The 25,729-nt window shown below is 36.1% G+C and carries 23 protein-coding genes and 1 tRNA gene; 10 read left to right on the top strand and 14 right to left on the bottom strand.

The window, feature by feature from the left end; translation table 11 throughout:
* The first annotated feature begins 193 nt into the window (after positions 1-193).
* Genes EKL99_RS08625 through EKL99_RS08615 form a run of 3 tightly spaced genes read left to right on the top strand, consistent with a single transcriptional unit; the run spans position 194 to position 2,377 of the window.
* Positions 194-544, top strand: coding sequence for a hypothetical protein (locus tag EKL99_RS08625; protein ID WP_231507412.1), 351 nt, complete (start codon positions 194-196; stop codon positions 542-544).
* Position 545: 1 nt separating this feature from the next.
* Positions 546-920, top strand: a complete 375-nt coding sequence (locus tag EKL99_RS08620; RefSeq protein ID WP_126454249.1) for a BlaI/MecI/CopY family transcriptional regulator — start codon at positions 546-548, stop codon at positions 918-920.
* Positions 917-2,377 (top strand): M56 family metallopeptidase, encoded by a 1,461-nt coding sequence (locus tag EKL99_RS08615; protein WP_126576770.1) that lies wholly within the window; start codon positions 917-919, stop codon positions 2,375-2,377. Before EKL99_RS08620 ends, EKL99_RS08615 begins: the two co-directional genes overlap by 4 nt.
* 68 nt (positions 2,378-2,445) lie before the next feature.
* Here EKL99_RS08615 and EKL99_RS08610 read toward each other — a convergent pair whose 3' ends face one another.
* Positions 2,446-3,816: a saccharopine dehydrogenase family protein gene (locus tag EKL99_RS08610; protein ID WP_126553846.1), complete on the bottom strand. Its 1,371-nt coding sequence runs from the start codon at positions 3,814-3,816 to the stop codon at positions 2,446-2,448.
* A 227-nt stretch (positions 3,817-4,043) separates the two neighbouring features.
* Between EKL99_RS08610 and EKL99_RS08605 the strand changes: the two genes are divergently transcribed.
* From EKL99_RS08605 to EKL99_RS08595, 3 genes are all read left to right on the top strand, one after another.
* Positions 4,044-4,436, top strand: coding sequence for a DUF423 domain-containing protein (locus EKL99_RS08605; RefSeq protein ID WP_126457494.1), 393 nt, complete (start codon positions 4,044-4,046; stop codon positions 4,434-4,436).
* A gap of 74 nt (positions 4,437-4,510) precedes the next feature.
* A complete protein-coding gene (gene pckA / locus EKL99_RS08600; RefSeq protein WP_126569238.1) occupies positions 4,511-6,112 on the top strand; it encodes a phosphoenolpyruvate carboxykinase (ATP) in 1,602 nt (533 codons plus the stop codon).
* A gap of 195 nt (positions 6,113-6,307) precedes the next feature.
* Entirely contained in the window at positions 6,308-7,408 is a 1,101-nt protein-coding gene (locus EKL99_RS08595; protein WP_126576769.1) for a DUF4407 domain-containing protein, read from the top strand.
* Between the two features lie 75 nt (positions 7,409-7,483).
* Here EKL99_RS08595 and EKL99_RS08590 read toward each other — a convergent pair whose 3' ends face one another.
* The 7 genes from EKL99_RS08590 to ruvC form a co-directional block, all read right to left on the bottom strand.
* Positions 7,484-8,194 carry a PH domain-containing protein gene (locus EKL99_RS08590; protein ID WP_126576768.1) on the bottom strand — a complete coding sequence of 237 codons (711 nt, stop codon included), beginning with the start codon at positions 8,192-8,194 and terminating at the stop codon, positions 7,484-7,486.
* A gap of 67 nt (positions 8,195-8,261) precedes the next feature.
* Entirely contained in the window at positions 8,262-8,633 is a 372-nt protein-coding gene (locus EKL99_RS08585; RefSeq protein WP_126569240.1) for an MmcQ/YjbR family DNA-binding protein, read from the bottom strand.
* A 20-nt stretch (positions 8,634-8,653) separates the two neighbouring features.
* On the bottom strand, positions 8,654-9,442 hold the full coding sequence (locus tag EKL99_RS08580) for a cyclase family protein (protein WP_126576767.1): 789 nt from the start codon (positions 9,440-9,442) through the stop codon (positions 8,654-8,656).
* 202 nt (positions 9,443-9,644) lie between these two features.
* Positions 9,645-9,776 (bottom strand): GIY-YIG nuclease family protein, encoded by a 132-nt coding sequence (locus EKL99_RS14895; protein WP_126576766.1) that lies wholly within the window; start codon positions 9,774-9,776, stop codon positions 9,645-9,647.
* Between the two features lie 87 nt (positions 9,777-9,863).
* Entirely contained in the window at positions 9,864-11,021 is a 1,158-nt protein-coding gene (hemW, locus tag EKL99_RS08570; RefSeq protein ID WP_126576765.1) for a radical SAM family heme chaperone HemW, read from the bottom strand.
* Between the two features lie 127 nt (positions 11,022-11,148).
* Positions 11,149-11,481, bottom strand: a complete 333-nt coding sequence (locus EKL99_RS08565; protein WP_126553859.1) for a four helix bundle protein — start codon at positions 11,479-11,481, stop codon at positions 11,149-11,151.
* 105 nt (positions 11,482-11,586) lie between these two features.
* On the bottom strand, positions 11,587-12,141 hold the full coding sequence (gene ruvC / locus EKL99_RS08560; RefSeq protein WP_091203117.1) for a crossover junction endodeoxyribonuclease RuvC: 555 nt from the start codon (positions 12,139-12,141) through the stop codon (positions 11,587-11,589).
* A 163-nt stretch (positions 12,142-12,304) separates the two neighbouring features.
* On the opposite strand from ruvC, the gene EKL99_RS08555 reads away from it, so the two are divergent.
* Positions 12,305-13,291 carry a lysylphosphatidylglycerol synthase domain-containing protein gene (locus EKL99_RS08555; RefSeq protein WP_126457502.1) on the top strand — a complete coding sequence of 329 codons (987 nt, stop codon included), beginning with the start codon at positions 12,305-12,307 and terminating at the stop codon, positions 13,289-13,291.
* Positions 13,292-13,298: 7 nt separating this feature from the next.
* Positions 13,299-14,399, top strand: coding sequence for a glycosyltransferase (locus tag EKL99_RS08550; protein ID WP_126576764.1), 1,101 nt, complete (start codon positions 13,299-13,301; stop codon positions 14,397-14,399).
* An 84-nt stretch (positions 14,400-14,483) separates the two neighbouring features.
* On the opposite strand, the gene EKL99_RS08545 is transcribed toward EKL99_RS08550, so the two are convergent.
* Positions 14,484-14,960: a hypothetical protein gene (locus EKL99_RS08545; protein ID WP_126457504.1), complete on the bottom strand. Its 477-nt coding sequence runs from the start codon at positions 14,958-14,960 to the stop codon at positions 14,484-14,486.
* A gap of 476 nt (positions 14,961-15,436) precedes the next feature.
* Between EKL99_RS08545 and EKL99_RS08540 the strand changes: the two genes are divergently transcribed.
* Positions 15,437-15,937, top strand: a complete 501-nt coding sequence (locus tag EKL99_RS08540) for a DUF456 domain-containing protein (protein WP_126562142.1) — start codon at positions 15,437-15,439, stop codon at positions 15,935-15,937.
* A 218-nt stretch (positions 15,938-16,155) separates the two neighbouring features.
* Here EKL99_RS08540 and EKL99_RS08535 read toward each other — a convergent pair.
* From EKL99_RS08535 to dnaE, 5 genes are all read right to left on the bottom strand, one after another.
* A tRNA-Asp gene (locus tag EKL99_RS08535) sits at positions 16,156-16,229 on the bottom strand.
* An 86-nt stretch (positions 16,230-16,315) separates the two neighbouring features.
* A complete protein-coding gene (locus tag EKL99_RS08530) occupies positions 16,316-17,242 on the bottom strand; it encodes a DUF58 domain-containing protein (protein ID WP_126576763.1) in 927 nt (308 codons plus the stop codon).
* A gap of 163 nt (positions 17,243-17,405) precedes the next feature.
* The gene (trxA, locus tag EKL99_RS08525) at positions 17,406-17,723 is read right to left on the bottom strand and encodes a thioredoxin (RefSeq protein WP_126454285.1); all 318 of its coding nucleotides are present in this window, start codon (positions 17,721-17,723) and stop codon (positions 17,406-17,408) included.
* A 352-nt stretch (positions 17,724-18,075) separates the two neighbouring features.
* Positions 18,076-18,939 carry an outer membrane beta-barrel protein gene (locus tag EKL99_RS08520; RefSeq protein ID WP_126457510.1) on the bottom strand — a complete coding sequence of 288 codons (864 nt, stop codon included), beginning with the start codon at positions 18,937-18,939 and terminating at the stop codon, positions 18,076-18,078.
* A gap of 177 nt (positions 18,940-19,116) precedes the next feature.
* A complete protein-coding gene (gene dnaE / locus EKL99_RS08515; RefSeq protein ID WP_126576762.1) occupies positions 19,117-23,652 on the bottom strand; it encodes a DNA polymerase III subunit alpha in 4,536 nt (1,511 codons plus the stop codon).
* Positions 23,653-24,291: 639 nt separating this feature from the next.
* Between dnaE and leuC the strand changes: the two genes are divergently transcribed.
* The gene (leuC, locus tag EKL99_RS08510; RefSeq protein WP_126562146.1) at positions 24,292-25,686 is read left to right on the top strand and encodes a 3-isopropylmalate dehydratase large subunit; all 1,395 of its coding nucleotides are present in this window, start codon (positions 24,292-24,294) and stop codon (positions 25,684-25,686) included.
* Positions 25,687-25,729 lie beyond the last annotated feature (43 nt).

Raw genomic sequence — 25,729 nt, 5'->3', positions numbered from 1 at the left:
AAAGGATTTCCACTCCCATCCTTAACGCAAACCGCTGACTACCAAAATATTTTTCATAAAAATTTGTTTATTTCAATTTATATTCTACATTTGTAGAGCTAACTCTATTTTCGTAGAACAAAATTATTTTATGCGACAAACTGTTATTGTAATCGGCTTGGTATTTTTGGTTCTTGGTTGCAAAACCAATCAAATGAAAAATAAACTTAGAGAAGGACTTTGGATTGAACAATACTCACAGGATAGTTCCCATTATAAATCAATTGGAAAATACAGAAAAGGTGATCCCGTAAAAAAATGGAGTTATTACTTAAATGGCAAAATCATTAAAAGAGAAAAATACAAAGACAACATCTGCAGCACTACTTTTTATCATGAAAATGGAAAAATACAGTCCAAAGGAAAAACAAAAATGGAAACGAGCGATAAGTACGCACATTGGTTTTATTTTGGTGACTGGAAGTTCTTTAATGAACATGGAAAACTAATAACGATAAAGAAATACAAAAACGGAGAATCAGTTTCCGAAATAGAAATTAAATAACATGCAACAACTAACAAACGCCGAAGAACAACTAATGGAACACCTTTGGAAACTCGAGAAAGCCTTTATGAAAGACTTGCTGGAAGCCTATCCAAAACCAAAACCGGCAACCACAACCGTGGCTACTTTATTGAAAAGAATGATTGACAAGCAATTTGTAGCGTATACTGAATTTGGGAACTCCCGGGAATATTATCCATTGGTCAAAAAAACGGATTATTTCTCCAAACACGTCAACGGATTGATAAGTAGTTTTTTCAATAATTCGGCGTCGCAATTTGCTTCTTTCTTTACCACCGAAACGAATTTGTCTCAAACGGAACTGGAAGAACTCAAGAAAATAATCGACAGTGAAATTCAAAAAAAGAAAAAATGAGCGACTTTCTAATCAAATCAACTATCACTTTATTCATATTATTGGCAGTGTATTATTTGTTTTTGGAAAAAGAAAAAATACACGTTTTCAATAGGTTTTACCTGTTGTTCAGCCTTGTTTTCTCAATGGTGATTCCCTTTATTACTATTGAAGTTATTCAGGAAATAGCACAACCTGCAGTCAATCCAGGAAATATCCAGATACTGCAAGGTAGCGCAGTAGTACTAGAAGAAACAAACTATCTAGCAATAGGATTATGGAGTTTATATGCCATAGTAACGCTTGTTTTGGCGATACGTTTTATCAGCAATATCATCAAGATTTCATCTAAAATGAAGTTGAATTCGCCAATTAATTATAAAAATGCCAAATTAATTTTGGTCCCCGAAAAAACGCTACCGCATACCTTCCTGAATGCAATTTTCGTTAACGAAACGGAATACAACAACCGTCAAATTGAAGCTGAATTGTACACACACGAACTCACACATGTAACCCAAAAACACACTTTGGATATTTTATTCATCGAACTATTGAAAATCGTTTTTTGGTTCAACCCAATTTTTATTTTTTACAAAAAAGCAATACAACTCAATCACGAATTTCTTGCTGACGAGAAAGTAGTGACCTCTTATAATAACGTTCCGTTCTACCAATCTTTATTACTATCGAAAGCAAACGAGAACCAAACTTTTTACTTGGCCAGTAATTTGAATTATTTAATAACTAAAAAACGATTACTTATGATGACAAAAACCACATCAAAAACGAAAGCTTTATTAAAAAAAGCAACGTTAATTCCGGTAGTAACTGCCTTATTATTTTTATTGTGTACGAAAGTCGTTGCGCAAGAAACCAATGTGAAAAAAGAAACTACTCCTGTAAAACCTGGAAATTTATTTAAAACGTATTACGACAAAACCACCTTTAAAATTAAAGATGAAAAAGGGAAGATTACCAGCGAAAAAAAATACAATGAACTAACTCCTATCGAAAAGAGAGCTATACCTTCTATCCTATCAAAACAAAAAAAATTACCTACAAACGAGGAACTTCTGGCGACTTTAAGCAAAGGAGCTCCTGAAGTAATTGAAATAGACACATTCAATTCTGAAAATCAGTTTGTCCAAAAAGGGGAAAATGAAGTCTACAATACTGCTGGAATAACCGAAAAACCAGATTTTCCGGGAGGAATATCAGAATTTTACAAATTTGTCGGCAATAATTTTAAAACTCCAACACAACCTAACTTAAAAGGAAAAATATACATCACCTTTATAGTAGAAAAAGACGGCAGTTTAAGCGACATAAAAAACATACGAGATATTGGTTTTGGAACCGGTGAAGAAGCCATACGTGTTTTGAAAATATGCCCGAAATGGATTCCCGGGAAAATGAACGGCGTCCCTGTGAGAGTAATGTATAGCCTCCCAATAACTTTACACTCAAAATCATAATAGTATAAAAAAACAAATCCGCTTCAAAAGGAGCGGATTTATCAAACTAAAAATCTAAAAACAAACTACTAACTAAACTCTTTATCAGGATTGTATCCTAAATATGGCATGGATTGTTCTTTGAAAACAACACCGTATTCCTCTAATTCTTTCAAAATAGGCACATACACTTCCTTACGAATCGGTAATTGAACTCCGGGAGTCGTAATTTTACCATTCAGTATTAATAAGGTTGCCATTGCAACAGGCAAGCCTACAGTTTTTGCCATCGCAGTGTAGGTTTGATCATCCCCAATACAAACCATTTTGGAATCTATTTGTTCTTTTTTGCCATTTAATTCGTATCCAAATTTGTGATACATGACAATCATATCTTTATCATCTTGCTGAAGCGTCCAACTATCAGTCAAGATCTTTTCCAGAATTTGTGCCGGAGTGGCATTCTTCAAGCCTACAATTTTATTGCGATTGAACAAGTCCAATTCCAACAATTTGTCCCACATGATATCGTCCTGATCAATCTTAAGAATCAAACGAGTCTTTATTTCCACTGAATCCGTGGGATGATACGGCAAGAAAGAATTCACGTATTCCCTGTAACTCATGTTCTCCGAATCCTCCATTACGTAACTATCGTCTGTCATTCCTAATTGTACAAACATATTCCAAGCTTTAGAAAAACCAACTCTACGGATTGTTCCTCGGTATAAAGTCAGTACATTATCCAAGCCATACACACTGCGGTATTTCAAGGAATCCCGATTAGAATAGGCTTCAAATCGGCCAAACTCTTCCACTTCTAGAAATTCCGTTCTGCGAAACAAATTACAATACGGAATGTATTTATACGTTCCTTCCTGAATAAATTTGGCAGCGCCTCCTTGTCCTGCCAAAACCACATTGCGTGGCGCCCAGGTAAATTTATAATTCCAAAGATTCGTGTCGGATTCCGGCGCTACGAGTCCACCACAAAAAGATTCAAAAAGAAGCATTTCTCCGCCTTTTTCTTTAATTTCATCAATCACTTTCATCGCACTCATGTGGTCAATACCTGGATCAAGTCCAATTTCATTCATGAAAATGAGATTGTTTTCTTTGGCGGCAGCATCTAATTCCTGCATGGCATCGCTCACATAAGAGGCGGTAACCAAATGCTTTTTATATATTACACAATCTTTAGCCACTTCGATATGCAAATGAGCCGGCAACATCGAGATGACAATGTCAGCATTTTCAATTGCTTTTTTTCGTTGCTCATTATCGTAAATATCTAAAGCAATTGCAGTTGCGTTTTTATGATCATTGGTTTTACGCTGAGCTAAAGCCAAAGACAAATCACCAATAATTAGATGCAAGTTTTCTTTTTCGGATTTGTCTAAAAGATAATGTATCAAAGAGGAAGCTGATCTTCCCGCCCCGATGATTAAAATTGTTCTCATTTTTATTTATTTACAACACAAACATACAAAAATGTTGTATTTATAACAAATAACTCAAAATAATTTACTGAGAAAGCTTTTATTCTTTTCGTTCTTTCTTTTACGTTTTAAAAATAAAAAAATTAGTCTGCTTAGTGTACCGTTAAATTAAGTTCATTTGAAAGTATCGTGCCAAATACTTTTAAAGTTAGGAGATATGAAATACTTTTGCATCAAACATCATTATCATGGACAAAAAGATACTTACAACGGGAACTATTCTGGGAATGATTGCAATAATTTTTGGTGCTTTTGGCGCACATGCCCTAAAAAAAGTACTGTCTATTGAGCAATTAAATACTTTTGAAACAGGCGTACGCTACCAAATGTACCATGCACTGTTTTTATTGTTTCTTGGACTCCTGAAAGACCTCTCTCAAAAAACAAAAAAAACGCTCTATAATTTAGTGCTTTTCGGTGTAATTCTATTTTCTGGCTCCATTTATCTATTGGCAACAAACACCCTTACTTCGTTTGATTTTAGCATCATTGGATTTATAACTCCTATTGGCGGACTCCTATTAATACTGGCCTGGGGCGTTTTATTGATAAATATTTTAAATAAAAAGTCACAAATTTAGACGAAACAAATTCTATCTGAAATTTAATATCTACTTTTGCAGTCTATAAAAACAAACTACACAACAAAATATTTATGGACAATAACACACTTTTCACGCAATCGATTTCGTTAAAAGAATTAGGAATTGAAAATGCAAAAATTCATTACCAGTTATCTCCTGATGAATTACACGACATCACCATCAAATCTGGTCAAGGAATCGAAGTTTCAAGTGGATCATTAGCGGTCAACACAGGAGAATACACAGGCAGATCTCCGCTGGATCGTTTTATCGTGAAAGACAGCGTCACTGAAAACGAAGTGTGGTGGGGAAAAGTAAACATCCCTTTCTCGCCAGAAGCTTTTGAAAAATTATACAACAAGGTTACCGCTTATTTATCCGGCAAAGAAATTTTTGTGAGAGATTCTTATGTGTGTTCAGACCAAAATTACAGATTAAATGTCAGAGTAGTGACAGAAACCGCTTGGGCCAACTTATTTTGCTACAACATGTTTTTAAGACCTGAAACGGAGGAATTAGCAGACTTCGACCCCGAATGGACTTTACTTTGCGTGCCTAGCTTTATGGCAGATCCAATTATAGACGGAACACGTCAAAGCAATTTCGCAATTCTTGATTTTACACGAAAAGTAGTTTTAATAGGCGGAACCGGATATACAGGTGAAATAAAAAAAGGGATTTTCTCTGCCTTGAATTTCATTTTGCCAGTTTTCAAAAACACCTTACCAATGCATTGCAGTGCCAACGTTGGTAAAGATGGTGATACAGCTATCTTCTTTGGATTATCAGGAACCGGAAAAACAACTTTATCAGCTGATCCTAACAGAAAATTAATTGGCGACGATGAACATGGTTGGACGAATGAAAATACCGTTTTCAATTTTGAAGGAGGGTGTTATGCAAAAGTCATCAACCTTTCTGAAGAAAATGAACCTGACATTTTTCGCGCTATAAAAAAAGGAGCAATTCTGGAAAATGTAATTATCAATAAAGATACGAATGACGTTGATTTTGAGGATATTTCCATTACACAAAACACGAGAGTAAGTTATCCTATTTTTCATATTGATAATATTCAGCAAGGTTCCATTGGAGAAAATCCTAAAAATATATTCTTTTTGACCGCGGATGCGTATGGTATCCTGCCTCCCATTGCACTACTAACTCCGGGACAAGCAGCGTATTATTTCATCTCAGGATACACAGCAAAAGTTGCCGGAACTGAAGCAGGAATCACAGAACCTCAACCCAATTTCTCGACGTGTTTTGGAGCGCCATTTATGCCATTACACCCAACAAGATATGCTGAAATGTTAACTAAAAAAATGAAAGATGCCAATGTAAAAGTCTGGCTTATCAATACAGGATGGACTGGTGGCCCTTACGGAGTAGGAAGCCGAATGAAATTAAAATACACCCGTGCCATGATTACCGCTGCATTAAACGGAGAATTGGACGATGTGCCGTATGAGAACCACCACGTTTTTGGAATTGCAAAACCGCAAACCTGTCCAAATGTTCCCAGCGAAATTCTAAATCCCAGAAATACATGGGAAGACCCAGAACTATACGATAAAAAGGCGGTGGAATTAGCTCAAAAATTTAAAGCCAACTTTACCAAATTTGAAGAATTTGCCAATGCCGAAATTATGGCAGGAGCACCATTGACATAAGGTACTATTAATTCAAAAACCAATAGAGCCGTTCGTAAAGAGCGGCTCTATTTTATTTAGGACAAACTGTAACAAAAAGCCATAAATAAATACCTATCAAGTATTTATACCACAATCCGTTTTTTGTCGTTAAATTTATATTCATCAATCATCCGAGCCGGAATAGCAATCTGGTGAAGCAATCAAAAATCAATTATGTTAAAACAATTTTTCATTCTGTGTTCCGGCTCAGACAAAGACCTACTCGTAGGCTGTTCCGAGGGCGAACAAACCAAATATGTAGGTATTGGCGCCACTGTTTTCTTTACTGCGGTCATGGCTTTTCTTGCCAGTTCGTATGCATTGTTTACCGTCTTTGACAGTATGTATCCCGCAATCGCATTTGGTATCGTTTGGAGTCTGCTTATTTTTAATCTCGATCGTTTTATTGTTTCCACTATTCGAAAAAGAGATAAAGTAGGTAGTGAATTTCTGCAGGCAACTCCCCGAATTATTTTGGCGGTAATCATTGCGATCGTCATTTCGAAACCATTAGAAATTAAAATCTTCGAGAAAGAAATCAACACCGTTTTATTGAAAGAGAAAAATGCGATGGCTTTGAATAACAAAAAGGAAGTGGCCAATTATTTCAAATCGGATTTAGACAAGAACAAAACCGAAATAGCAGGTTTGAAATCGGAAATTACAAAGAAAGAAAAAGAAGTTAACTCGCTTTATGAAACGTACATCACCGAAGCCGAAGGAACCGCAGGAACCAAAAAATTAGGCAAAGGCCCTGTTTTTAAAGAAAAAATTGCCAAACATGATATGGCAAAACAAGAACTGGACAACCTACAAAAAACCAACTTGGCTAAAATTGCCGAAATGGAGAAAAATACCAAAACGCTGCAAACCGATTTAGACAAAAAAGTTACCGAAACCCAACCTATTATTGATGGATTTGACGGTCTAATGGCACGAATCAATGCCTTGGATAAATTACCGTGGCTGCCTTCGTTCTTTATCACACTCTTGTTTTTAGCCATTGAAACTTCTCCTATTATTGCTAAACTTTTATCTCCAAAAGGGGAATACGACTATAAATTAGAAGATATAGAAATAGCGTTGAAAGCAACAATCGAGCAAGACAAATACCAACGCACTTTGTTGGTAAAAACTAGCGCCACTATGCACGACAAAGTGTACGGAGACATTGCTCAAGACAAACAGTTGTATGATTTACAACGAAAAAACGCTGCCGATTTGCTCGAATTACAATCAAATAATTTTGTAGAAAAGCAGAAAAGAACACTTTAAGTATAAAGTCGAAAGTCCTAAAGTCAAAAGGAAGTAAATATCTTTTGACTTTATGAATTTCCGCATTAAGGCTAATTACATAAAACTTAAAATTTCTTTTTTGAAAGCATCGTATTCGCCTTGCAAAATCAATCCGTTGTCTAGTAATTTTTTATAATTCTGTAATTTCTCAAAAAGTTCGTCTTGTGATAAATCGCTTAAAGATTTGTCTTTTGATATTACTGTAGACTCTTCAAAATCTTGATTTTCAGCAGTGAAATTAGTTGGTGAAACAGGCATTAGTTCAGCAAAATTAGTCACTTCTTCTGTTTCCATTTCTTCAATAATTTCATCTTCTGCCATTGGTGAAAACGGAATTGCATCTACAAGTGTTGCATTTAATACTGCTCCTGTTTTCAATATATCCAATTGTTCTTTAGCATACGTAAAAATCTTGCGCGCTTGGATTTTAGGAATATAATCAATGGAAACCTCCATATTTGTTTTGGTTATAAATGAAAACTCAGAACCCAAAATATTTTCTTTTACAAAAGTTCCTTCAACCTCATCCCAAGTGTAATCAATAAAATTCATTGAAAGTCCCAGATTTTTAGGCTGACAAATGATAATTCTTTTATTCGTCATCACAATACTATCCGGCAAAACAGTAATCGCTGGTTTTTTTTGAACAGCAATATATCCGATTTCTTCATTTTTCATCAATAAGTCACTCAGTTTTGAAGCGATTTTTTCAATGGCTTTTGGGTCTTGTTCTTCGTTTAAAAACTTTTTAAATTGTTCTTTCATGTGATATGCTGAATTTATTCCTTACGCATTTATAATTTTATTCGACTTTTCTTGGCAAAAGTAACACCTAATCTTCTAATTCTTGAATTTCACTCTGCAATTTCTTTGTTAAACTTTTGAAAACCAAATCATAGGAATGATCAATTAACGCTTTGAGTAATGCATCCGCAACTGATTCATTTACAGCAACTGTATTCCAATGGGTTTTACTCATGTGAAAACCCGGTTGAATGTCAACGTATTCAGCCCGCAATTCCTGAGCACGCTCTGGATCACATTTTAAATTAACTGATGGCTGTCCTTTCTCCCACTGACTTAAAGAAGACAATGCAAACATTTTTCCACCCACTTTAAACACCAATGTATCTTCGTCAAAAGGAAAGTGTTCCGTTACTCCTTTTTTAGACAAGCAATATTCGTAGTACGTTTCCAGGTTCATCTCTTGAAATTATTTTTCATTCAATCATTTAAAATAGCGTACAAAACCGGCTTACTCGGACTCGCATCATTTTCAAAAGAGGCAATTTGTAAATTCAACAAATAACCGCCATCTTTCACTTCATCAGCCACAAAAATCATCTCCGTAATCGTACAATTCAATCTGGCTTCTGCATTCAGATTGTTGACATCGGTCACATTCCAAAAAGCTTTGTGTGCCAATAATTTCCCTTCATCTTTTTCTTTATCGACACTTGGCAAATCAATTAATAAATGCTGAATTCCGCTTTCGCGAATGAATAACGCAGCATCTTCATTTAGATAAGGCGGATTCGTATTCGAATATTTTAAAGATTTTTTTATTTTAAAATTAGGAAGTGTTCTGATAATTAAGGCTTCTTTTGGAATACCTAATTTCAGTATCACATCGAGCGCAGTCGAGATGTTATCCAGTGTAATCACTAAATCTCCTCCTTGCATTTCCGGGACAACCGAAATCAACTCAGCTAAAAAAATAAACTGTTTTAAAGATTGATTAACACTGTAAAATTCACGTGTAATATGTCCCAAACATTCCGTATGCGTTCCGTGTCCGTGTGGATTGAAGAAAATATTATTGAAATTAGTAGACGACTTTCCTTCCGAAACTTTCCCTATCCAATCCCCAAAAATAACGGGTTCAATGACTGGTTTCTCGATATACCAAGCAATTGGATTCTCGTCTGTATTTGTTAATGGAATCGAAATATCAATAGGTTTTGATAAATCGACTTCAATGGCTTGGTTGTTATGTTGGATTGTTGCTAACATTTACGCTGAATTTATTTCAGCATCTCATCTGGAGATGCTTTATAAGTTCAAATATAAATCTTTTAATTCAGGATTTAAAAATTTTGCAACATTCTATTTCCAGTCTTTATGCCAATTTTTAAGTTGTTTTTCTCTTTTAAAGATAGCACTTAAGTAGCAAGAAAGATATATTGTCGCAATTATTAAAATACGACATTAAATTTTAGTCATCATTTAAATCCTCAAAATCTTCCAAATAGATTAAAATTGTAGAATTATATTTTTTGTAAAAACTGCCCCCTGTACCATTTCTATGATAATCAATTCTGTTTTTTAAATTTTTTGTGGCACCCACCTACGAAACAGTACTGTTTTTATTCGTCAAAATATATGTAAATCCTTTTTCCATACAAAATCAATTAAAATTAAATAGATCCTGAAACTAGTTCACGATAAATAAATCTGAAGCAATTCCATCCGTCAAAAACTTTCCTTTTTTGGTTGGCTTTAAAATCCCATTTTCAATAAAAAGCAAATCATCATCAAGAAATTTTCGAGATTGATTGTTCAAATATTCCAAATATCCACTTCCGAATTCGCTTTCAATTTTATCCAAAGAAACACCCCAAATCGTTCGCAAGCCCGTCATAACATATTCATTATATCGGTCCGTAATTGAAAGAATTTCTATTTCGTTGGGCAACTTGTCCTCTTGTATGGATTTTAAATACAGCGCATTATTAGAAATATTCCAACTTCTCGAAACTCCATCATAACTGTGCGCCGAAGGACCGATACCAATGTATTTTTTCCCCAACCAATACGCTGAATTATTCTTCGAAAAATAGTTTTCCTTCCCAAAATTTGACAATTCGTAGTGAATAAAATCATTGGCTTCGAGCATTTCGATTAAAATAGCAAAGTGCTCTTGCGCGACATCATCTTTAGGAGCGGCAATTTTTCCTGTTTGTATCAGTTTATTCAACGCTGTTTTAGGCTCTACCGTCAAAGCATAACTCGAGATATGCGGAATACCAAAACTCAATGCTGTTTCAATATTTTGTTTCCATTTCTCATTGCTCATTTGCTGCGCCTGTTCGCCATTTTGGCTCGAGTCCGGAATTCCGTATATTAGATCGAGAGAAATGTTGTCAAAATACTGAGTAGCAACTTCTAAACATTTTCTGGCTTCCGCCGAATTATGAGCTCGGTTCATCAATTGTAAATCGTCTTCAAAGAACGACTGAATCCCAATACTTAGCCGATTAATTTTGCTTTTAGATAATTCGATTATTCGTTCACTTGACAAATCATCTGGATTGGCTTCCAGTGTAATTTCAGGATTATCTGAAACAGAATAGTATTTGTACACTTCCGCAATCAGGAAATTAATTTCTGCTGAAGTTAAAACACTTGGCGTTCCTCCGCCAAAATAAATGGTTTCGACAATTTCGTTTTTAAATTCGCTTTTGCGCATTTGAATTTCTTTGGCAATAGCCAAAACCATTTCTTCTTTCTTCTTCATCGATGTTGAAAAATGAAAATCGCAGTAATGACACGCCTGCTTGCAAAAAGGGATATGGATGTAGATTCCGCTCATTTAGTAGTGGTCAGTTTTAAGAAAGTGGTCAGTGGTCAGATTTTTAGTATTCAGTCTTAAGAAAGTGTTCAGTGAGCAGTTATTTAGTAATCATATATGTACTGAATACTAAAAAACTGAACACTAATCACTCCTTTTTAACTCCAAACTTTTCAGGGTTCAATATCATATAATTAACAAGTTTTCCAATTTCTAAACTTTCAGAGATAAATTCCTGATAAATAGCTTCAGAAATATATTTACAAGACACAGAAAACTCTAACCACACTTGTGTTTCTGAATTTTCTCCATCAGAATCGGTCAACTTACTATAAAAATGTTTAGGGTAAATCCTCTTTCTATAGGCTTCGGCAATAGTTGCAGGAACACTCCTTGAAGAACGCCGAATTTGATCCGTTAATGAATAGGTTTCTTCCTTTGGAAATGATTTTTTATAGGCTAATAAATCTTGGAATCTCATATGATACAATTTAAAAAACGGAATACTCTTACTTAATTAAAACTGCTGAAAACTGACTACTCATCCCAGTCCAACACAACTGAACACTAAAGTACTGAACACTGATCACTTTTTTATTCGTTCTTCGTTTTGTTTCACAAAAGCATCCCAACCGGTATAACTTTTCTCTCCCACCACTTTCCCAGAATTGAAAAAATGACAAACCGCAGCTGCTAATCCATCTGTACTGTCAAGATTTTTAGGCAATTCTTTTAATCCTAAAAGTTGCTGTAGCATTTTGGCAACTTGTTCTTTGCTGGCGTTTCCATTTCCGGTAATCGCCATTTTTATTTTCTTAGGTTCGTACTCCGTAATGGGAATGTCTCTCGAAAGTCCCGCTGCCATAGCCACGCCTTGCGCGCGTCCTAACTTTAGCATCGATTGTACGTTTTTACCAAAGAAAGGCGCTTCAATCGCAATTTCGTCTGGATTGTGGGTATCGATTAACTCAATGGTGCGTTCAAAAATGATTTTGAGTTTTTGATAATGATTGTCGTATTTGGACAATTGCAATTCGTTCAGTTGCAAAAACTCCATTTTTTTATTGACAATTTTTATCAATCCAAAACCCATAATCGTCGTTCCGGGGTCAATTCCTAATATGATGCGCTCGTTTGCCAAAAGTTTTAGTTTTTTATTACACAAAGATACTCAAAGGGAACACAGAGGTACACAAAGATTAATTTTACAATCGACCAAACAAAAAACTTTGCACTGCTTAGTAATTTCTTTGTGAATCTTTGTGAAATAGCTTTTTCAAAATACTTTTTCTTTTCTTTGCGGTATGATTACAATTCCACACAAAACTAAGCAATTCCTCGTACTTCTAATCAAAGTTTTGATTGTGGGCGGTGCGTTTTATTTTATTTACAATCAATTGGCTAATAATGACAAACTGGATTGGCAGAAATTCATCGTTTTATTCCAGAAAAATCAGTCTATTGGCGGAATCGCCTTTATTTTACTACTGAGTGTTTTAAATCGGTTTTTTGAAATTTTGAAATGGCAAAACTTAGTTGAATTCATTCATGAAATCTCAGTAGGAACAGCAACCAAACAAGTTCTTGGCGCATTAACCGCTGGACTTTTTACACCCAATGGAGTTGGAGAATATGCCGGGAAAGCGTTTTTTTTTGATAAATTAAACACTAAAAAAGTCATATTCTTAAATCTGATCTGCAACGGAATCCAAATGATATTGACCGTTATTTTTGGAGTTTTCGGATTGCTATTTTTTAATGCGCAGTACCATGTGATTACCACAAAAACAGTAGCGTTACTTTTTGGATTTCTGATACTTCTCTTCATTGTTTTATTTTCGGCCAAAAAAATTACTATCAAAGGGTATTCGATCGAAAAACTGATCCATAAGATTAATGAAATTCCAAAACCCATTCATCAAAAAAATATCTTTTTGGGTATTTGTCGCTATCTTGTTTTCTCGCACCAATACTACTTTTTGTTTCTGGCTTTTGATGTTGATTTGCCTTATTTTACCCTAATTGCCACCATTTCCTCTGTTTATTTCTTAGCTTCTTCCTTGCCTACTTTTCAATTTTTAGACTTTGCCGTAAAAGGAAGTGTTGCGGTTTATTTCTTTGGGATTTTAGGTGTAAATGAATGGATTGTTATTTTCATTTCGACTTTAATGTGGTTTTTGAATGTGGTTTTACCCGTAATAATTGGCACTTATTATGTGTTGAACTTTAAAATCCTCTCTCCTCCCGGAGCTTCGGGACTCCCTAAAGGTGAGAGAGATAAAACTTATTAAAATAATTATGATTACAAATATTTTATTTTTGGTACTTTTGATTTATGCCGTTTTTATTGGACTTTTGATTTATGGTCTCATTAAAGTGAGTACAATTGATTATATTGGCTTACAGCCAAAAACAAAATTCTCAATTATCGTTCCTTTTCGGAATGAAGCTGAAAATTTACCCATTCTATTAGACAGTTTGTCGAAGCTGAATTATCCGATGGAATTGTTCGAAGTGATTTTGGTCGACGATGATTCTGAAGAATTGTTCCGTGTTGAGTGCTCAGTGTTTCGTGTTCGGATAATAAAGAACATTCGGATTTCAAACTCACCCAAGAAAGATGCAATTGTAAATGCGATGCAAATTGTAAATGCAGACTGGATTATCACCACCGATGCCGATTGTGTAGTTGATAAAAACTGGTTATTGACCTTGGACAATTACATTCAGCTCCATGATGTGGCGATGATTGCCGGGGCAGTAACGTATGATTGTGGCAATTCATTTTTGCATCATTTTCAGCAATTGGATTTGGCGAGTTTACAAGGCGCAACCATTGGGAGTTTTGGTATTAACAAAGGATTTATGTGCAATGGCGCCAACTTTGCGTACACGAAATCCTTTTTCCAAAAACTGAATGGCTTCGAAGGAAATGACAGCATTGCCAGTGGCGACGATGTGTTCCTGTTGCAAAAAGCGATTGCAAAATCCCCTGAAAAGGTGCATTATCTAAAATCTCGAAATACTATTGTCACCACAAGGCCATTGAACAATTGGAAATCATTATTCCATCAGCGCGTTCGCTGGGCCTCTAAAACAAGTTCGTATCAAAGTACTTTCGGGAAAGGATTGGGACTGTTAGTATTTGCGGGGAATTTGTGTTTGGTGATAGGCGCTGGGTGTTGGGTGTTGGTCATTATTCCGTTTCTAAATATAGTTTTACTATTCCTTTTAAAATTTCTTGTTGATGCTGTTTTGATATACGAAACCAACTCTTTTTTAACCAAAACCAAAATACGTTATTTGATTTTGAGCAGTTTGTTCTATCCTTTTTTTAGTACAAGCGTGGCTTTGTATTCTGTGTTTGGAAAATACGAATGGAAAGGCAGAAGATTTTAGAATCCTGATCCGAGCCAAAAAGTAAATACTAACGGAATCTGAAATCAAAAATAGCTACTCTTCATTCGAAAATCCTTTTAAGAACTACTCTACTTTGAGAATCACCGGAAGAATAAATTGTATTTTTACGGGAATACCGCGCTTTATAGCTGGGTTAATTTTTGGAAAATCAACTAAACGAACTTTAAGAATACTGTCAATTTTGATTTTGTCATAAGCCACGGAATCTTTGGGAAACTGCGGCTCAAATTGCATCGTTGCATTTGGAAAAACCGTGACCTTAACTTCAATCGTATCCAGTTCCGGATAAAGAATTGCAAGGGTATCCACACTCAATTTCTCCTGAATCAGCTGGGTTAAAACATCAAAAAAACACTGTTGGCGTTGCTTTTTATCTTCTATTTTTTCACAATCTACTACTGATGGGTATTCATCGACTTCTTTCCAGTTGATGGATTTCAGTTCCTTTTGCAACAATTCTTTTTCCGAGGGAATTTGCTTGTCTAAGTATTGACAGGAATTAAAAAATATAAATACTAAAAAAAGGTAATTCTGCTTCAAGGTTTTGTGTTTGAATTGGACTAATATTCTATAAAAATACAATTATTTTTTTTGAGATGCTTTCGAAAGCAAATAATCTTCGTAGTTTTCAGCAAACCATTTCTTTTTGATCGCAGCGGCAATTTCTTTTTGATCGGAATACGAAGCCACCAATCGATCTGGAAGAACAGCAGTTTGGATTGTATATTTATAAAATTCCTCCTAATTCAATACCGAGTTTGGGTCTGATTTTTTATCGAAAAAATCAAAAAAAGCACATCAAACTCTTTCAAATAAAAATTCAATACTTTTACTTTTGTTGTTAATAGCCTACTTTAAAAATATGTCATTGTTGTTTACAATTTTTTCTTGGGCATTTACGGTCCAAAAAGAAAAAGTAAAAAAGAACATAATCGAAAATGAAGCAATTAATTTAATCCCTTTCCAAGCTGGTTACGTGTTACTTTTGAGTGTTCAAAATTAGTAAAAATAAATTTATGGATGTACTGCTTTTGGTTCTTGGTTTTATGTGTATGATTTTAGGCGTTTTTGGTAGTTTTTTACCGGTTCTGCCCGGACCTGGCATCAGTTGGGTTGGATTGGCATTACTGTATTTCACAAATGCTGTTCCGGTAAATTATTGGATTTTAGGAATTACTTTATTGATCACCGTGATCTTGTCGGTTTTAGATTACGTGATTCCGGCAAAGGGAACTAAGCGATTTGGCGGAAGCTCCTATGGTATTTGGGGCACTAACATCGGATTGATCGTGGGGATTCTTGCTCCTGTCCCTTTTGGATTCATTATCGGCCCTTTTGTTGGTGCTTTGATAGGTGAACTTATTTACGATTTTAAAGGCCATAATCGAGCTTTGAGAGCGGCTACAGGTTCCTTTATAGGGTTTCTGGCCTCCAGCTTTATGAAATTTGTGGTTTGCGTGATGTATTTAGGATTGTTTGTGTGGATTGTATGGAATTATAAATCCGAGTTATTTTAAGGGAAATACGAAATGAAAGGCATGTATGCTAACCCACTGAACTCCCAAACCTGCTACATTTAAATCAAAAAAGCTATCCACAAAGTGGAAAGCTTTTCATTGGTCTAACTACTAAACCCGCTACGAGTTACAAATTCGCAGCAAACAACACAACTAACGTTAAAAACCTTTTAGGGGCAAAAAAGCCTTTCTGTTACGAAAGGCTTTCCCCAATATTGCGGTCTGGACGGGACTCGAACCCGCGACCCCATGCGTGACAGGCATGTATTCTAACCAACTGAACTACCAAACCTCTGCGTTATTGCGGTGGCAAAGATACAATAGATTTCCGTTTACGCAAGTGTTTTTTGAAAAAATAATTGATAAAAAACCGTACTATCACCCAAAGTTTTGTTTTTCAACCAAGTACGTCAGTACTATTTTTTCAAAACTTTCATTCACACTCACCGGAATGTACTTTATTCGGTTTTGAGAGCACGTTAAAGCCAACTTCTTGAAGTACATTTCTACTTGTTTTTCATATTCCTCCTTCACATTATCGGCAAAAACTGCTACTTCCTCTCCTGTTTCTATATCAATAAACTTTCGCGGGGCGTTATCAAAGTCAAAATTAAGCTCTGTTTTATTGTCAACAACATGAAACAAAACCACTTTATGCTTGTTGTGTTTCAAATGTTGTAAGGCATCAAACAGCGCTTTTTCATTACCGGATTGAAACATATCGGTAAATACAATAATCATCGAACGGCGGTGGATTTTCTCGGCTATTTGATGCAAGAAAGTAATTGCATCCGTACTTTTAGTAGTCGCAGATTTCTCTAAAAGTCCTTCAAGCGCATTCAAAATCATTCGATGGTGGCGATCACTGCCTTTTTCAGGCGCGTAGTACTCGTAACTGTCCGAAAACACACTTAGTCCCACAGCATCACGTTGCTTCTTCAAGAGATTCATTAATACTGCCGAAGCCAAAACTGAAAAACCAATCTTATTCTCAAAAAAATTCTGATTCTCTTTCAATTTCGGATAATGCATCGATGAGGAATTATCAATGATAATATGACACCGCATATTTGTCTCTTCTTCAAATCGCTTGACGTACAAGCGTTCCGTTTTGGCAAACAACTTCCAATCAATATGTTTGGTACTTTCGCCTGCGTTATACACTTTATGCTCCGCAAATTCAGCCGAAAATCCATGAAACGGACTTTTATGCATTCCAGAAATAAATCCTTCCACCACTTGATGCGCCAGCAATTCCAGATGCTGGAAACTAGAAATTTTCTCTATTTGCGATTCGATCTTCATATCCCAAATATATTAAAAGATTGAACGATTTAAAAATTAAACTATTACAGAAACTCAATTTAGGAACTGAAATAAATTCAGCTTAAACAAAAAAAAGGCTTGACTCTCGCCAAACCTTTTCTCTGAATCCAGTACAGATCCTATATAAATCATAATCTACTGATTACAACAATGCGTCTAAACTATCCGCGTAGGTTTGCTTTGGAGCAACTCCTACTTGCTTTCCTACTACTTCTCCGTTGTGAAAAACCAAAACAGTTGGTATATTTCTTACTCCGTATTTGGCAGCAAATTCTTGATTTGCATCCACATCTACTTTTCCTATCACTACTTTTCCTTCGTATTCCGTACTCAATTCATCAATGATTGGTCCTACCATTCTACACGGTCCACACCAAGCAGCCCAAAAGTCCACCATTACCGGTTTGTCAGATTTCAAAACTAATTCTTCAAAATTCGCGTCTGTTATTGCTAATGCCATACTATTTTATTTAAAGTTTATCGTTTGAATTTTTAAAATTCAAAACTAGAATACAAATTTAGAAATTAAAAACTAATCAAACACTATTCCTGAATTAGTTTTACCTATTAATACATTGCCAATTCTTATTCAACACATTCAGTGTACCTCCATTTATTACTTATTTGGAGCTATTTCCTGCTGTACGCTGTATTCCCAATTAACAAAAACTACGGCTAAAAAAGCCTTGTTTTTCTAAATCGGGAGATGCCGCTCCCATCAGGGCTAGGGGTTTCCTGAAAACCAAAATATTTATTCCTAAAAAAAGACCGTCATTTCAGATAGTCTTTTTAAAAAATCTAACTTTTTGTGTTTATAAACTGTATTTTACTCCAAGTGTTAATCCCAATCCGCTGATTCCAACATAAGAACTCAGCTCATCCGTAGGTCTGGAAGTATCCACGGTATTAAACTGAGCGTTATTAGAGTTACTGTCTAAACGGTCTGAATAATTCGAATGTATCTGAGATATTGTACGCGTATTCAATCGATCTACTCCATTAACCGTAAATTCCGTTGTTTCTTTATCTTTTCCATGAACAGTAAAGTTACGGTATTCCAATTCTGCAAAAGCCGAAAGGTTTTTGGCCAATTTATACGAAGTCCCTAACGCCGCTTGAAAACCTACTGTAGGATTTGGCTTGATGACATCCTTGCTAAATACATTTACACCAGCGCCAGCAACGGCATTTGTTTCAATCGTCAAATCCCCGTGAACAGGCACAATTACCCCAACTTTAGAGTAGGTTTCAAATCCTTTTACTTCTCCCAGAAAAAACACAAGTGCAGGAGCTAAATCAAAAGCTCTAATTTGCCCAACGGATCGCAGTGTTGTAGCGCCATCATCGACTCTTTTGACCATTGTTTTATCCGTACTATTATAATAATTGATTCCCATTTCCAGACCCAAACGATCCGTAAAACGGTATCCAACACTGCCAGATGTGCGAAAACCTTCTCCAAAAGACCCCGTAACACTCTCCTCTGAAACTAAATCGCCTCCTACATAAACTGTACTTAGTGCAGACTGGCCTCCAACAGTAGGGAATTCAGTTGCGGCTGTCTGAAGAAAATAGGATCCTCCTAATTTAAAATACCAACTTTCCTTTTTTTCCGTTTGCCCTATCACAATCATAGAACAAAACATAAATCCAAATAAAAATAAATTCTTTTTCATGATTATTGTTGTTTAATTCACACAAACATAATGTAAATTTACCCAACGATTCCGGGCTTTTTAGGCCGTAAAAAGCGCAAACAACAGTTCTGTCAAACGCCAAGCTAAATTTTTACTGTGCGCGCATAATTTTAACAAAAACAACACTAAAAAAAATTAAATTTAACTGTTAAAAAATCAGTTTAACTTAAAATTAATTTGCATTTTTTCCAGTTCAACCAACAATTCATTTGAAATTTTCACTTTCAATTTTCTGCTTGGCATGGTCAGTTTAGTCACTACTTTTATTTCTTCTACTTCAGTTGCCGTACTAATTTCGGGATTTCCTGATTCTAGAGAATCGGTTTCCTCATTTTCGTCTACAAAAACGGCTTCTTCATTTTCCGGAAGTACCACTACATTTTCTACTAATCGCTTTATTTTTTCCAACTCCATAATTTCAAAAGCTACAGTATTATCGCCTTTGTTTTCTTGAAAAATATGATTTAACTTATGGATAAATTCCGCCTCTAAATCATTAATATTCAACAGTAAAATTAGCTTTTTAGCAAATGTAGTCAGCACATCCTGCAGGTATTGCACCAGCACAAATTGTAATCTTGGATCCCCTTTTTTTCCAGTATCCCGATCCGTCCAGCCTTCCTTGACCATTACTTTCATGAACGTAAAATTATTCTGAATCAGAAAATGGCGAAACTTCAAATACTCCTCCCCAAAAATCCGAAACTCATAACTTTCATCGTACCCTTCTAATGTAAATATGCCCCAGCCTTTTCCGTTTTTGGCAACACGATGTTGTACATTATTGATAATCCCCCCAAAAGTCAAATTTTTACTGACATGCAATTCCATGTTCTTGAGTGCTTCTAACTTGGCATTGCAAAAATATTTCATTTCAAATTTGTAATCGTCCAGCGGATGCCCAGAAATATAAATCCCCACCACTTCCTTTTCTTTGGCTAATTTTTCCATTGTGCTCCAATCCTCACAAGGCGGAACAACAGGTTCTTCAATTTGCACATCACTACTTTCTCCAAACAAACTTACTTGAGCTGAATTTTCATTTTCCTGAAATTTAGCTCCGTACCGAATTGCTTTTTCGTAAAAGGTAATTCCATCGCCATCATCATGAAAATATTGTGCTCTAGTAGTTCCTAAAAACGAATCGAAACCACCCGCCAAAACCAGATTCTCCAATGCTTTTTTATTGGCCGCACGCAAATCAATCCGTTTGGTCAAATCAAAAATAGATTTGTATTTTCCGTCTTTTCTATTTTCCACAATCGTAGCCACAGCGCCAGAACCTACACCTTTTACAGCTCCCATCCCAAACCGAACCGCATAATCATCGTTTACCGTAAATTTATAAAACGATTCATTCACATCCGGTCCTAAAACCTGTAATCCCATGCGTTTGCATTCTTCCATAAAGAAAGAAACTTGCTTGATATCACTCATGTTATTGGACAAAACCGCAGCCATATATTCAGCCGGATAATTCGCCTTCAAAAATGCCGTTTGGTAGGCAATCCAGGCATAACAAGTCGAGTGTGATTTATTAAACGCATATTCTGCAAAGGCTTCCCAGTCTTTCCAGATTTTCTCCAGTTTATCTTCAGAATGCCCTTTGGCCGCAGCCTGACTGATAAATTTAGGTTTCATTTTATCCAAAACATCCTTTTGTTTTTTTCCCATCGCTTTACGCAAAACATCCGCATCCCCCTTTGAGAAATCCGCTAGTTTCTGGGACAAAAGCATTACTTGTTCTTGGTAAACGGTAATTCCGTAGGTGTCTTTTAGTAATTCTTCGCAGGCGTCAAGGTCATAAATAATTTCCTCTTCACCGTTTTTTCGCTTGACGAAACTTGGAATATAGGCAATTGGCCCCGGACGATACAAGGCATTCATGGCAATCAAATCGGGAAATACTGTAGGCTTTAATTCCTTCATGTATTTTTGCATTCCCGGACTCTCATATTGAAAAATTCCTACAGTTTCTCCTCGCTGGAAAAGCTCGTAGGTTTTCAAATCATCAATAGGAAACTCATCCGGGTTCAGGTCAATTCCAGTTCTGTATTTTACTAATTTAACCGTATCTTTTATCAGAGTAAGGGTTTTCAAACCCAAAAAGTCCATCTTTAACAAACCGGCACTTTCCACCACCGAGTTATCAAACTGGGTCACATACAAATCCGAATCTTTGGCGGTTGCTACAGGAACAAAATCAGTAATATCACTTGGCGTAATAATGACACCACAGGCGTGAATTCCTGTATTTCTAAGATTCCCTTCTAAAACTTTGGCTTGCTGAATGGTTTCTCCGCCCAAATCATCTTCATTAGCAAGTCCTATTAATTCCTTTATTTTATCATACTCTTCGGGACGAACGGCCTTCTTAATTACATCGTCCTTTTCATTTAAAAAACGAGCTAAATTCCACTTAGAAGGCATCATTCCCGGAATCAATTTGGCTATTTTATCGGCTTCAAACAAAGGTAAATCCAACACACGAGCAGTATCTCGAATCGCTGATTTGGTAGCCATTTTACCATACGTGATAATTTGCGCCACCTGTTTCGAACCGTATTTACGGATCACATAATCCATTACGCTACTGCGTCCTTCATCATCAAAATCGATATCAATATCGGGCAAAGACACCCGATCCGGATTCAGGAAACGCTCAAAAAGCAGGTTGTACATCAAGGGGTCAATGTTGGTAATCTTCAAACAATACGCCACCACCGATCCCGCCGCAGAACCCCTTCCCGGCCCTACAGAAACGCCCATGCTTCTCGCCTCAGCAATTAAATCCTGCACAATCAGGAAATATCCTGGATATCCTGAATTAGATATCGTCAACAATTCAAAATCAAGTCGTTCTTGAATTTCTTCGGTCATTACGGGATATCGTCTTGTTGCTCCTTCAAAAGTAAGGTGCCTCAAATACGCATTTTCTCCTCGCACCCCACCATCAACAGCATCTTCCGGATTATTAAATTCAACCGGAATTTCAAATTTTGGCAATAAAACTTCCCGTGCCAAATCGAAAATTTCAATTTTATCCACAATCTCCGAAATATTTGAAATTGCTTCGGGCAAATTTGCAAAAAGTTGTTTCATTTCGTCTCCCGACTTGAAATAATATTCCTGATTGGGCAATCCGTACCGATACCCTCGACCACGACCAATAGGCGTGGTTTGCTTTTCGCCATCACGCACACAAAGCAAAATATCGTGCGCATTCGAATTTTCCTTATCTATATAAAAGGTATTGTTTGTCGCTATAATCTTGACATCATGCTTTCTGGCCAATGAAATCAAAGACGCATTCACCCGATTTTCATCTTCCTGATTGTGACGCATCACCTCAATGTAAAAATCTTCCTTGAATTCGTTTTTCCACCAAAGCAAAGCTTCTTCAGCTTGGTTTTCACCAATATTTAAAATCTTATTTGGAATTTCACCATAAAGATTTCCGGATAAAACAATAATATCTTCTTTGAATTCCTGGATGACTTTCCTATCGATTCTTGGCACATAATAAAAACCTTCGGTATACGCAATGGAAGACATTTTAGCCAAATTATGGTACCCTTTTTTGGTCTTCGCCAAAAGTACTATCTGGTAACCATTGTCTTTAATTTTTTTGTTTTTATGGTCCTCACATACAAAAAATTCACAACCTACAATAGGTTTCATCGGAACTTCAGTAGGTTCATCCCCATTTTCAATCGCCTCTTTATTCTTGGCTTCAGCCACTTTATTATGGTATAAAATATCGCGGACAAAATGAAAAGCACCCATCAAATTCGCATGATCGGTCATGGCAACTGCCGGCATTTTTTGTTGTGCCGCCGCTTTTACCAATGCTGCAATACTGATCGTCGATTGCAATACCGAAAACTGCGTATGATTATGCAAATGCACGAAAGGCGCATCAATAAGTACTTTTTTATTCTCTGAAAGTTCTGCTTTCGAAACTGTCGGCGCTTGTTTTTCGCCAAACTGCTGACGAATTTTATCGGACGCTTCCTTTAGATTAATATGTTTTAAACCTATGAGTTTAATCTCATTTGGATTCTTGCTTTGAAAATCTTGAAAATAACTGCCCGGAACGTCTAGTTCCTCTTTTGTAAAAACATCACGACGAATTAACTCTAAGAAACAACGCGTAGTTGCCTCCACATCGGCAGTGGCGTTGTGCGCTTCACCGAAAGGTTTATTAAAAAGATACGAATGCAATTCCGTTAGCGTAGGCAGTTTAAATTTACCGCCACGGCCACCTGGTAATTTTAATAACGAAGCCGTAACTTCTGTACAAGTATCCAGAATTGGCATCGAGCTCATTTGGCTCTCCACTCCCATTCTGTAAAATTCGCACCCCATAATATTGATATCAAAACCTAAATTCTGACCCACTATAAATTTAGCTTTACCTAAAACAGCATTGAACTTTTCTAGCACTTCTGCCAACGAAATCCCATCGGCTTCCGCCAATTCTGTAGAAATACCGTGAATTCGTTCGGCATCAAACGGAATATTAAACCCTTCGGGCTTGATCAAATAATCCTGATGCTCAATCAGTTTACCCATATCGTCGTGCAACTGCCACGCGATTTGAATACATCGTGGCCAGTTATCCGTATCTGAAATGGGTGCGCCCCAACGTTTTGGTAATCCTGTGGTTTCGGTATCGAATATTAAGTACATAGCTGGATTTGAAGAGTTTGTGATTTTAAAAAATCGCGAAAAATGAATTTCAAATTTAGTTTTTTTAGAGTAGAATAGAAGTAAATTATCAACAAAAAACAAAATTATTTTCCAAGGCTATTCTCCTATTAAAACTACGATCACTTTCAACAAATCAGTTTGATTGCATCTTATTAAAAGATAAAAAGACGACATATTGCTTTTTTGAATGTCGTAGTATTTCATCAAAAAAAAACAATGAAATACCGCTAAAAAAAATGTTGTTTACTACGAAAACCATTTTGAAAAACAACTGTCACAAAAGTGAATTAGTGAATTTAAAATTAAAAAAAAGTTACTTTTCATACCATTTAATTAAATATTCGTAAATATAACTGCATTTAAGAAGCCTAATTTAACGATTCAATAAACATCAAAAAACTCAACAAATTGATTTTTTATTAGATCTAAATAAAAAAGTACCGTACAAAAAAAAAGTAAAAAGACAAAAATCAACAAAGAAATATCCGAATGGGATTTTGGGTATCGTATATAATGGAATATTGATACGTAAAGCCTTGATTGTTTTTTTAGCTTTGTCTTTATTGTTATCATCGTAGCCTTTTGGGCTATAAACAAAACACATTAAAACATATTAAAATGAGTACTACATTATTTGACAAAGTATGGGATTCGCACGTGGTGCGCAAAATTAAAGACGGACCAGACGTATTTTTTATTGACCGTCATTTCATCCATGAAGTTACTAGTCCTGTAGCTTTTTTAGGTTTAAAAGAAAGAGGCATTTCAGTATTATACCCAGAGCGCACTTTTGCTACTGCAGATCACAACACACCAACTATAAATCAACATTTACCGGTTGAAGACGCATTGTCTGCCAATCAACTCAAAGCATTAGAAGAAAATGCTGCTGAATACGGCATTAGCCATTGGGGTTTAGGAAATCAAAAAAATGGAATTGTTCATGTGGTGGGTCCTGAAAACGGAATTACCTTACCCGGAGCAACCATTGTTTGTGGTGATTCACATACATCAACTCACGGAGCTTTTGGCGCCATCGCTTTCGGAATTGGGACGTCTGAGGTTGAGATGGTACTTTCTACCCAATGCATTATGCAACCTAAACCTAAAAAAATGCGCATTAATGTTGCCGGTAATCTTCAATTTGGGGTTACTCCCAAAGATGTGGCACTTTATATTATATCTAAATTATCGACTTCAGGGGCTACCGGCTATTTTGTGGAATATGCAGGTGAAGTTTTTGAACACATGACCATGGAAGGCCGTATGACCGTTTGTAATTTAAGTATCGAAATGGGTGCTCGTGGCGGAATGATCGCTCCAGACCAAACTACTTTTGATTATTTAGAAGGACGTTTGTATACTCCAAAAGGGGATGATTGGAATAAAGCAGTAGCCTATTGGAAAACATTGAAAACAGATACTGATGCCAAATTTGATGAAGAAATCAACTTTGAAGCATCGGATATTGAGCCTATGATTACCTACGGAACAAACCCAGGAATGGGATTGGGAATTTCTAAAAGCATTCCAAACTCAAAAGACGTTGCCGAAGGAGAAGAAACATATGCAAAATCTTTAGGATACATGGGATTTCATCAAGGAGAAGCCATGATTGGAAAACAAATTGATTATGTTTTTTTAGGAAGTTGTACCAATGGTCGAATTGAAGATTTCAGAGCTTTTGCCTCCATTGTAAAAGGACGCCAAAAAGCGGATAATGTTACCGCTTGGCTGGTTCCAGGATCACATGTCGTAGAAGCACAAATTAAAGAAGAAGGAATTCTTGAGGTATTAACCCAAGCTGGTTTTGTTTTGCGTCAGCCAGGATGTTCCGCTTGTTTAGCAATGAATGACGACAAAGTTCCTGCCGGAAAATATGCGGTAAGTACTTCCAACAGAAACTTTGAAGGACGTCAAGGACCTGGCTCAAGAACGTTGTTAGCAAGTCCGTTTATGGCTGCTGCTGCCGCTGTAACTGGAGTTTTGACAGATCCTAGAGAACTTCTTTAAAAGAATTCAGATTGAAGATTAACGATTTTTGATTGCAGATTTC

Origin of the sequence: Flavobacterium sp. ZB4P23, from assembly GCF_003970375.1 — a bacterium.
Lineage (GTDB): Bacteria > Bacteroidota > Bacteroidia > Flavobacteriales > Flavobacteriaceae > Flavobacterium.
This window is presented reverse-complemented; position numbering and strand designations above follow the sequence as displayed.

Excerpts from the sequence above, each read along its gene's own strand:
- EKL99_RS08520 (WP_126457510.1), bottom strand. The coding sequence starts at position 18,939 with ATGAAAAAGAATTTATTTTTATTTGGATTTATGTTTTGTTCTATGATT.
- dnaE (WP_126576762.1), bottom strand. The coding sequence starts at position 23,652 with ATGTACTTAATATTCGATACCGAAACCACAGGATTACCAAAACGTTGG.
- leuC (WP_126562146.1), top strand. The coding sequence starts at position 24,292 with ATGAGTACTACATTATTTGACAAAGTATGGGATTCGCACGTGGTGCGC.
- EKL99_RS08530 (WP_126576763.1), bottom strand. The coding sequence starts at position 17,242 with ATGAAGATCGAATCGCAAATAGAGAAAATTTCTAGTTTCCAGCATCTG.
- EKL99_RS08585 (WP_126569240.1), bottom strand. The coding sequence starts at position 8,633 with ATGAACCTGGAAACGTACTACGAATATTGCTTGTCTAAAAAAGGAGTA.
- EKL99_RS08565 (WP_126553859.1), bottom strand. The coding sequence starts at position 11,481 with ATGAGATTCCAAGATTTATTAGCCTATAAAAAATCATTTCCAAAGGAA.
- EKL99_RS08605 (WP_126457494.1), top strand. The coding sequence starts at position 4,044 with ATGGACAAAAAGATACTTACAACGGGAACTATTCTGGGAATGATTGCA.
- EKL99_RS08625 (WP_231507412.1), top strand. The coding sequence starts at position 194 with ATGAAAAATAAACTTAGAGAAGGACTTTGGATTGAACAATACTCACAG.
- EKL99_RS08590 (WP_126576768.1), bottom strand. The coding sequence starts at position 8,194 with ATGAAAGAACAATTTAAAAAGTTTTTAAACGAAGAACAAGACCCAAAA.
- hemW (WP_126576765.1), bottom strand. The coding sequence starts at position 11,021 with ATGAGCGGAATCTACATCCATATCCCTTTTTGCAAGCAGGCGTGTCAT.
- EKL99_RS08580 (WP_126576767.1), bottom strand. The coding sequence starts at position 9,442 with ATGTTAGCAACAATCCAACATAACAACCAAGCCATTGAAGTCGATTTA.
- EKL99_RS08550 (WP_126576764.1), top strand. The coding sequence starts at position 13,299 with ATGATTACAAATATTTTATTTTTGGTACTTTTGATTTATGCCGTTTTT.
- EKL99_RS08610 (WP_126553846.1), bottom strand. The coding sequence starts at position 3,816 with ATGAGAACAATTTTAATCATCGGGGCGGGAAGATCAGCTTCCTCTTTG.
- EKL99_RS08540 (WP_126562142.1), top strand. The coding sequence starts at position 15,437 with ATGGATGTACTGCTTTTGGTTCTTGGTTTTATGTGTATGATTTTAGGC.
- pckA (WP_126569238.1), top strand. The coding sequence starts at position 4,511 with ATGGACAATAACACACTTTTCACGCAATCGATTTCGTTAAAAGAATTA.
- EKL99_RS08555 (WP_126457502.1), top strand. The coding sequence starts at position 12,305 with ATGATTACAATTCCACACAAAACTAAGCAATTCCTCGTACTTCTAATC.
- trxA (WP_126454285.1), bottom strand. The coding sequence starts at position 17,723 with ATGGCATTAGCAATAACAGACGCGAATTTTGAAGAATTAGTTTTGAAA.
- EKL99_RS08595 (WP_126576769.1), top strand. The coding sequence starts at position 6,308 with ATGTTAAAACAATTTTTCATTCTGTGTTCCGGCTCAGACAAAGACCTA.
- EKL99_RS08620 (WP_126454249.1), top strand. The coding sequence starts at position 546 with ATGCAACAACTAACAAACGCCGAAGAACAACTAATGGAACACCTTTGG.
- EKL99_RS08615 (WP_126576770.1), top strand. The coding sequence starts at position 917 with ATGAGCGACTTTCTAATCAAATCAACTATCACTTTATTCATATTATTG.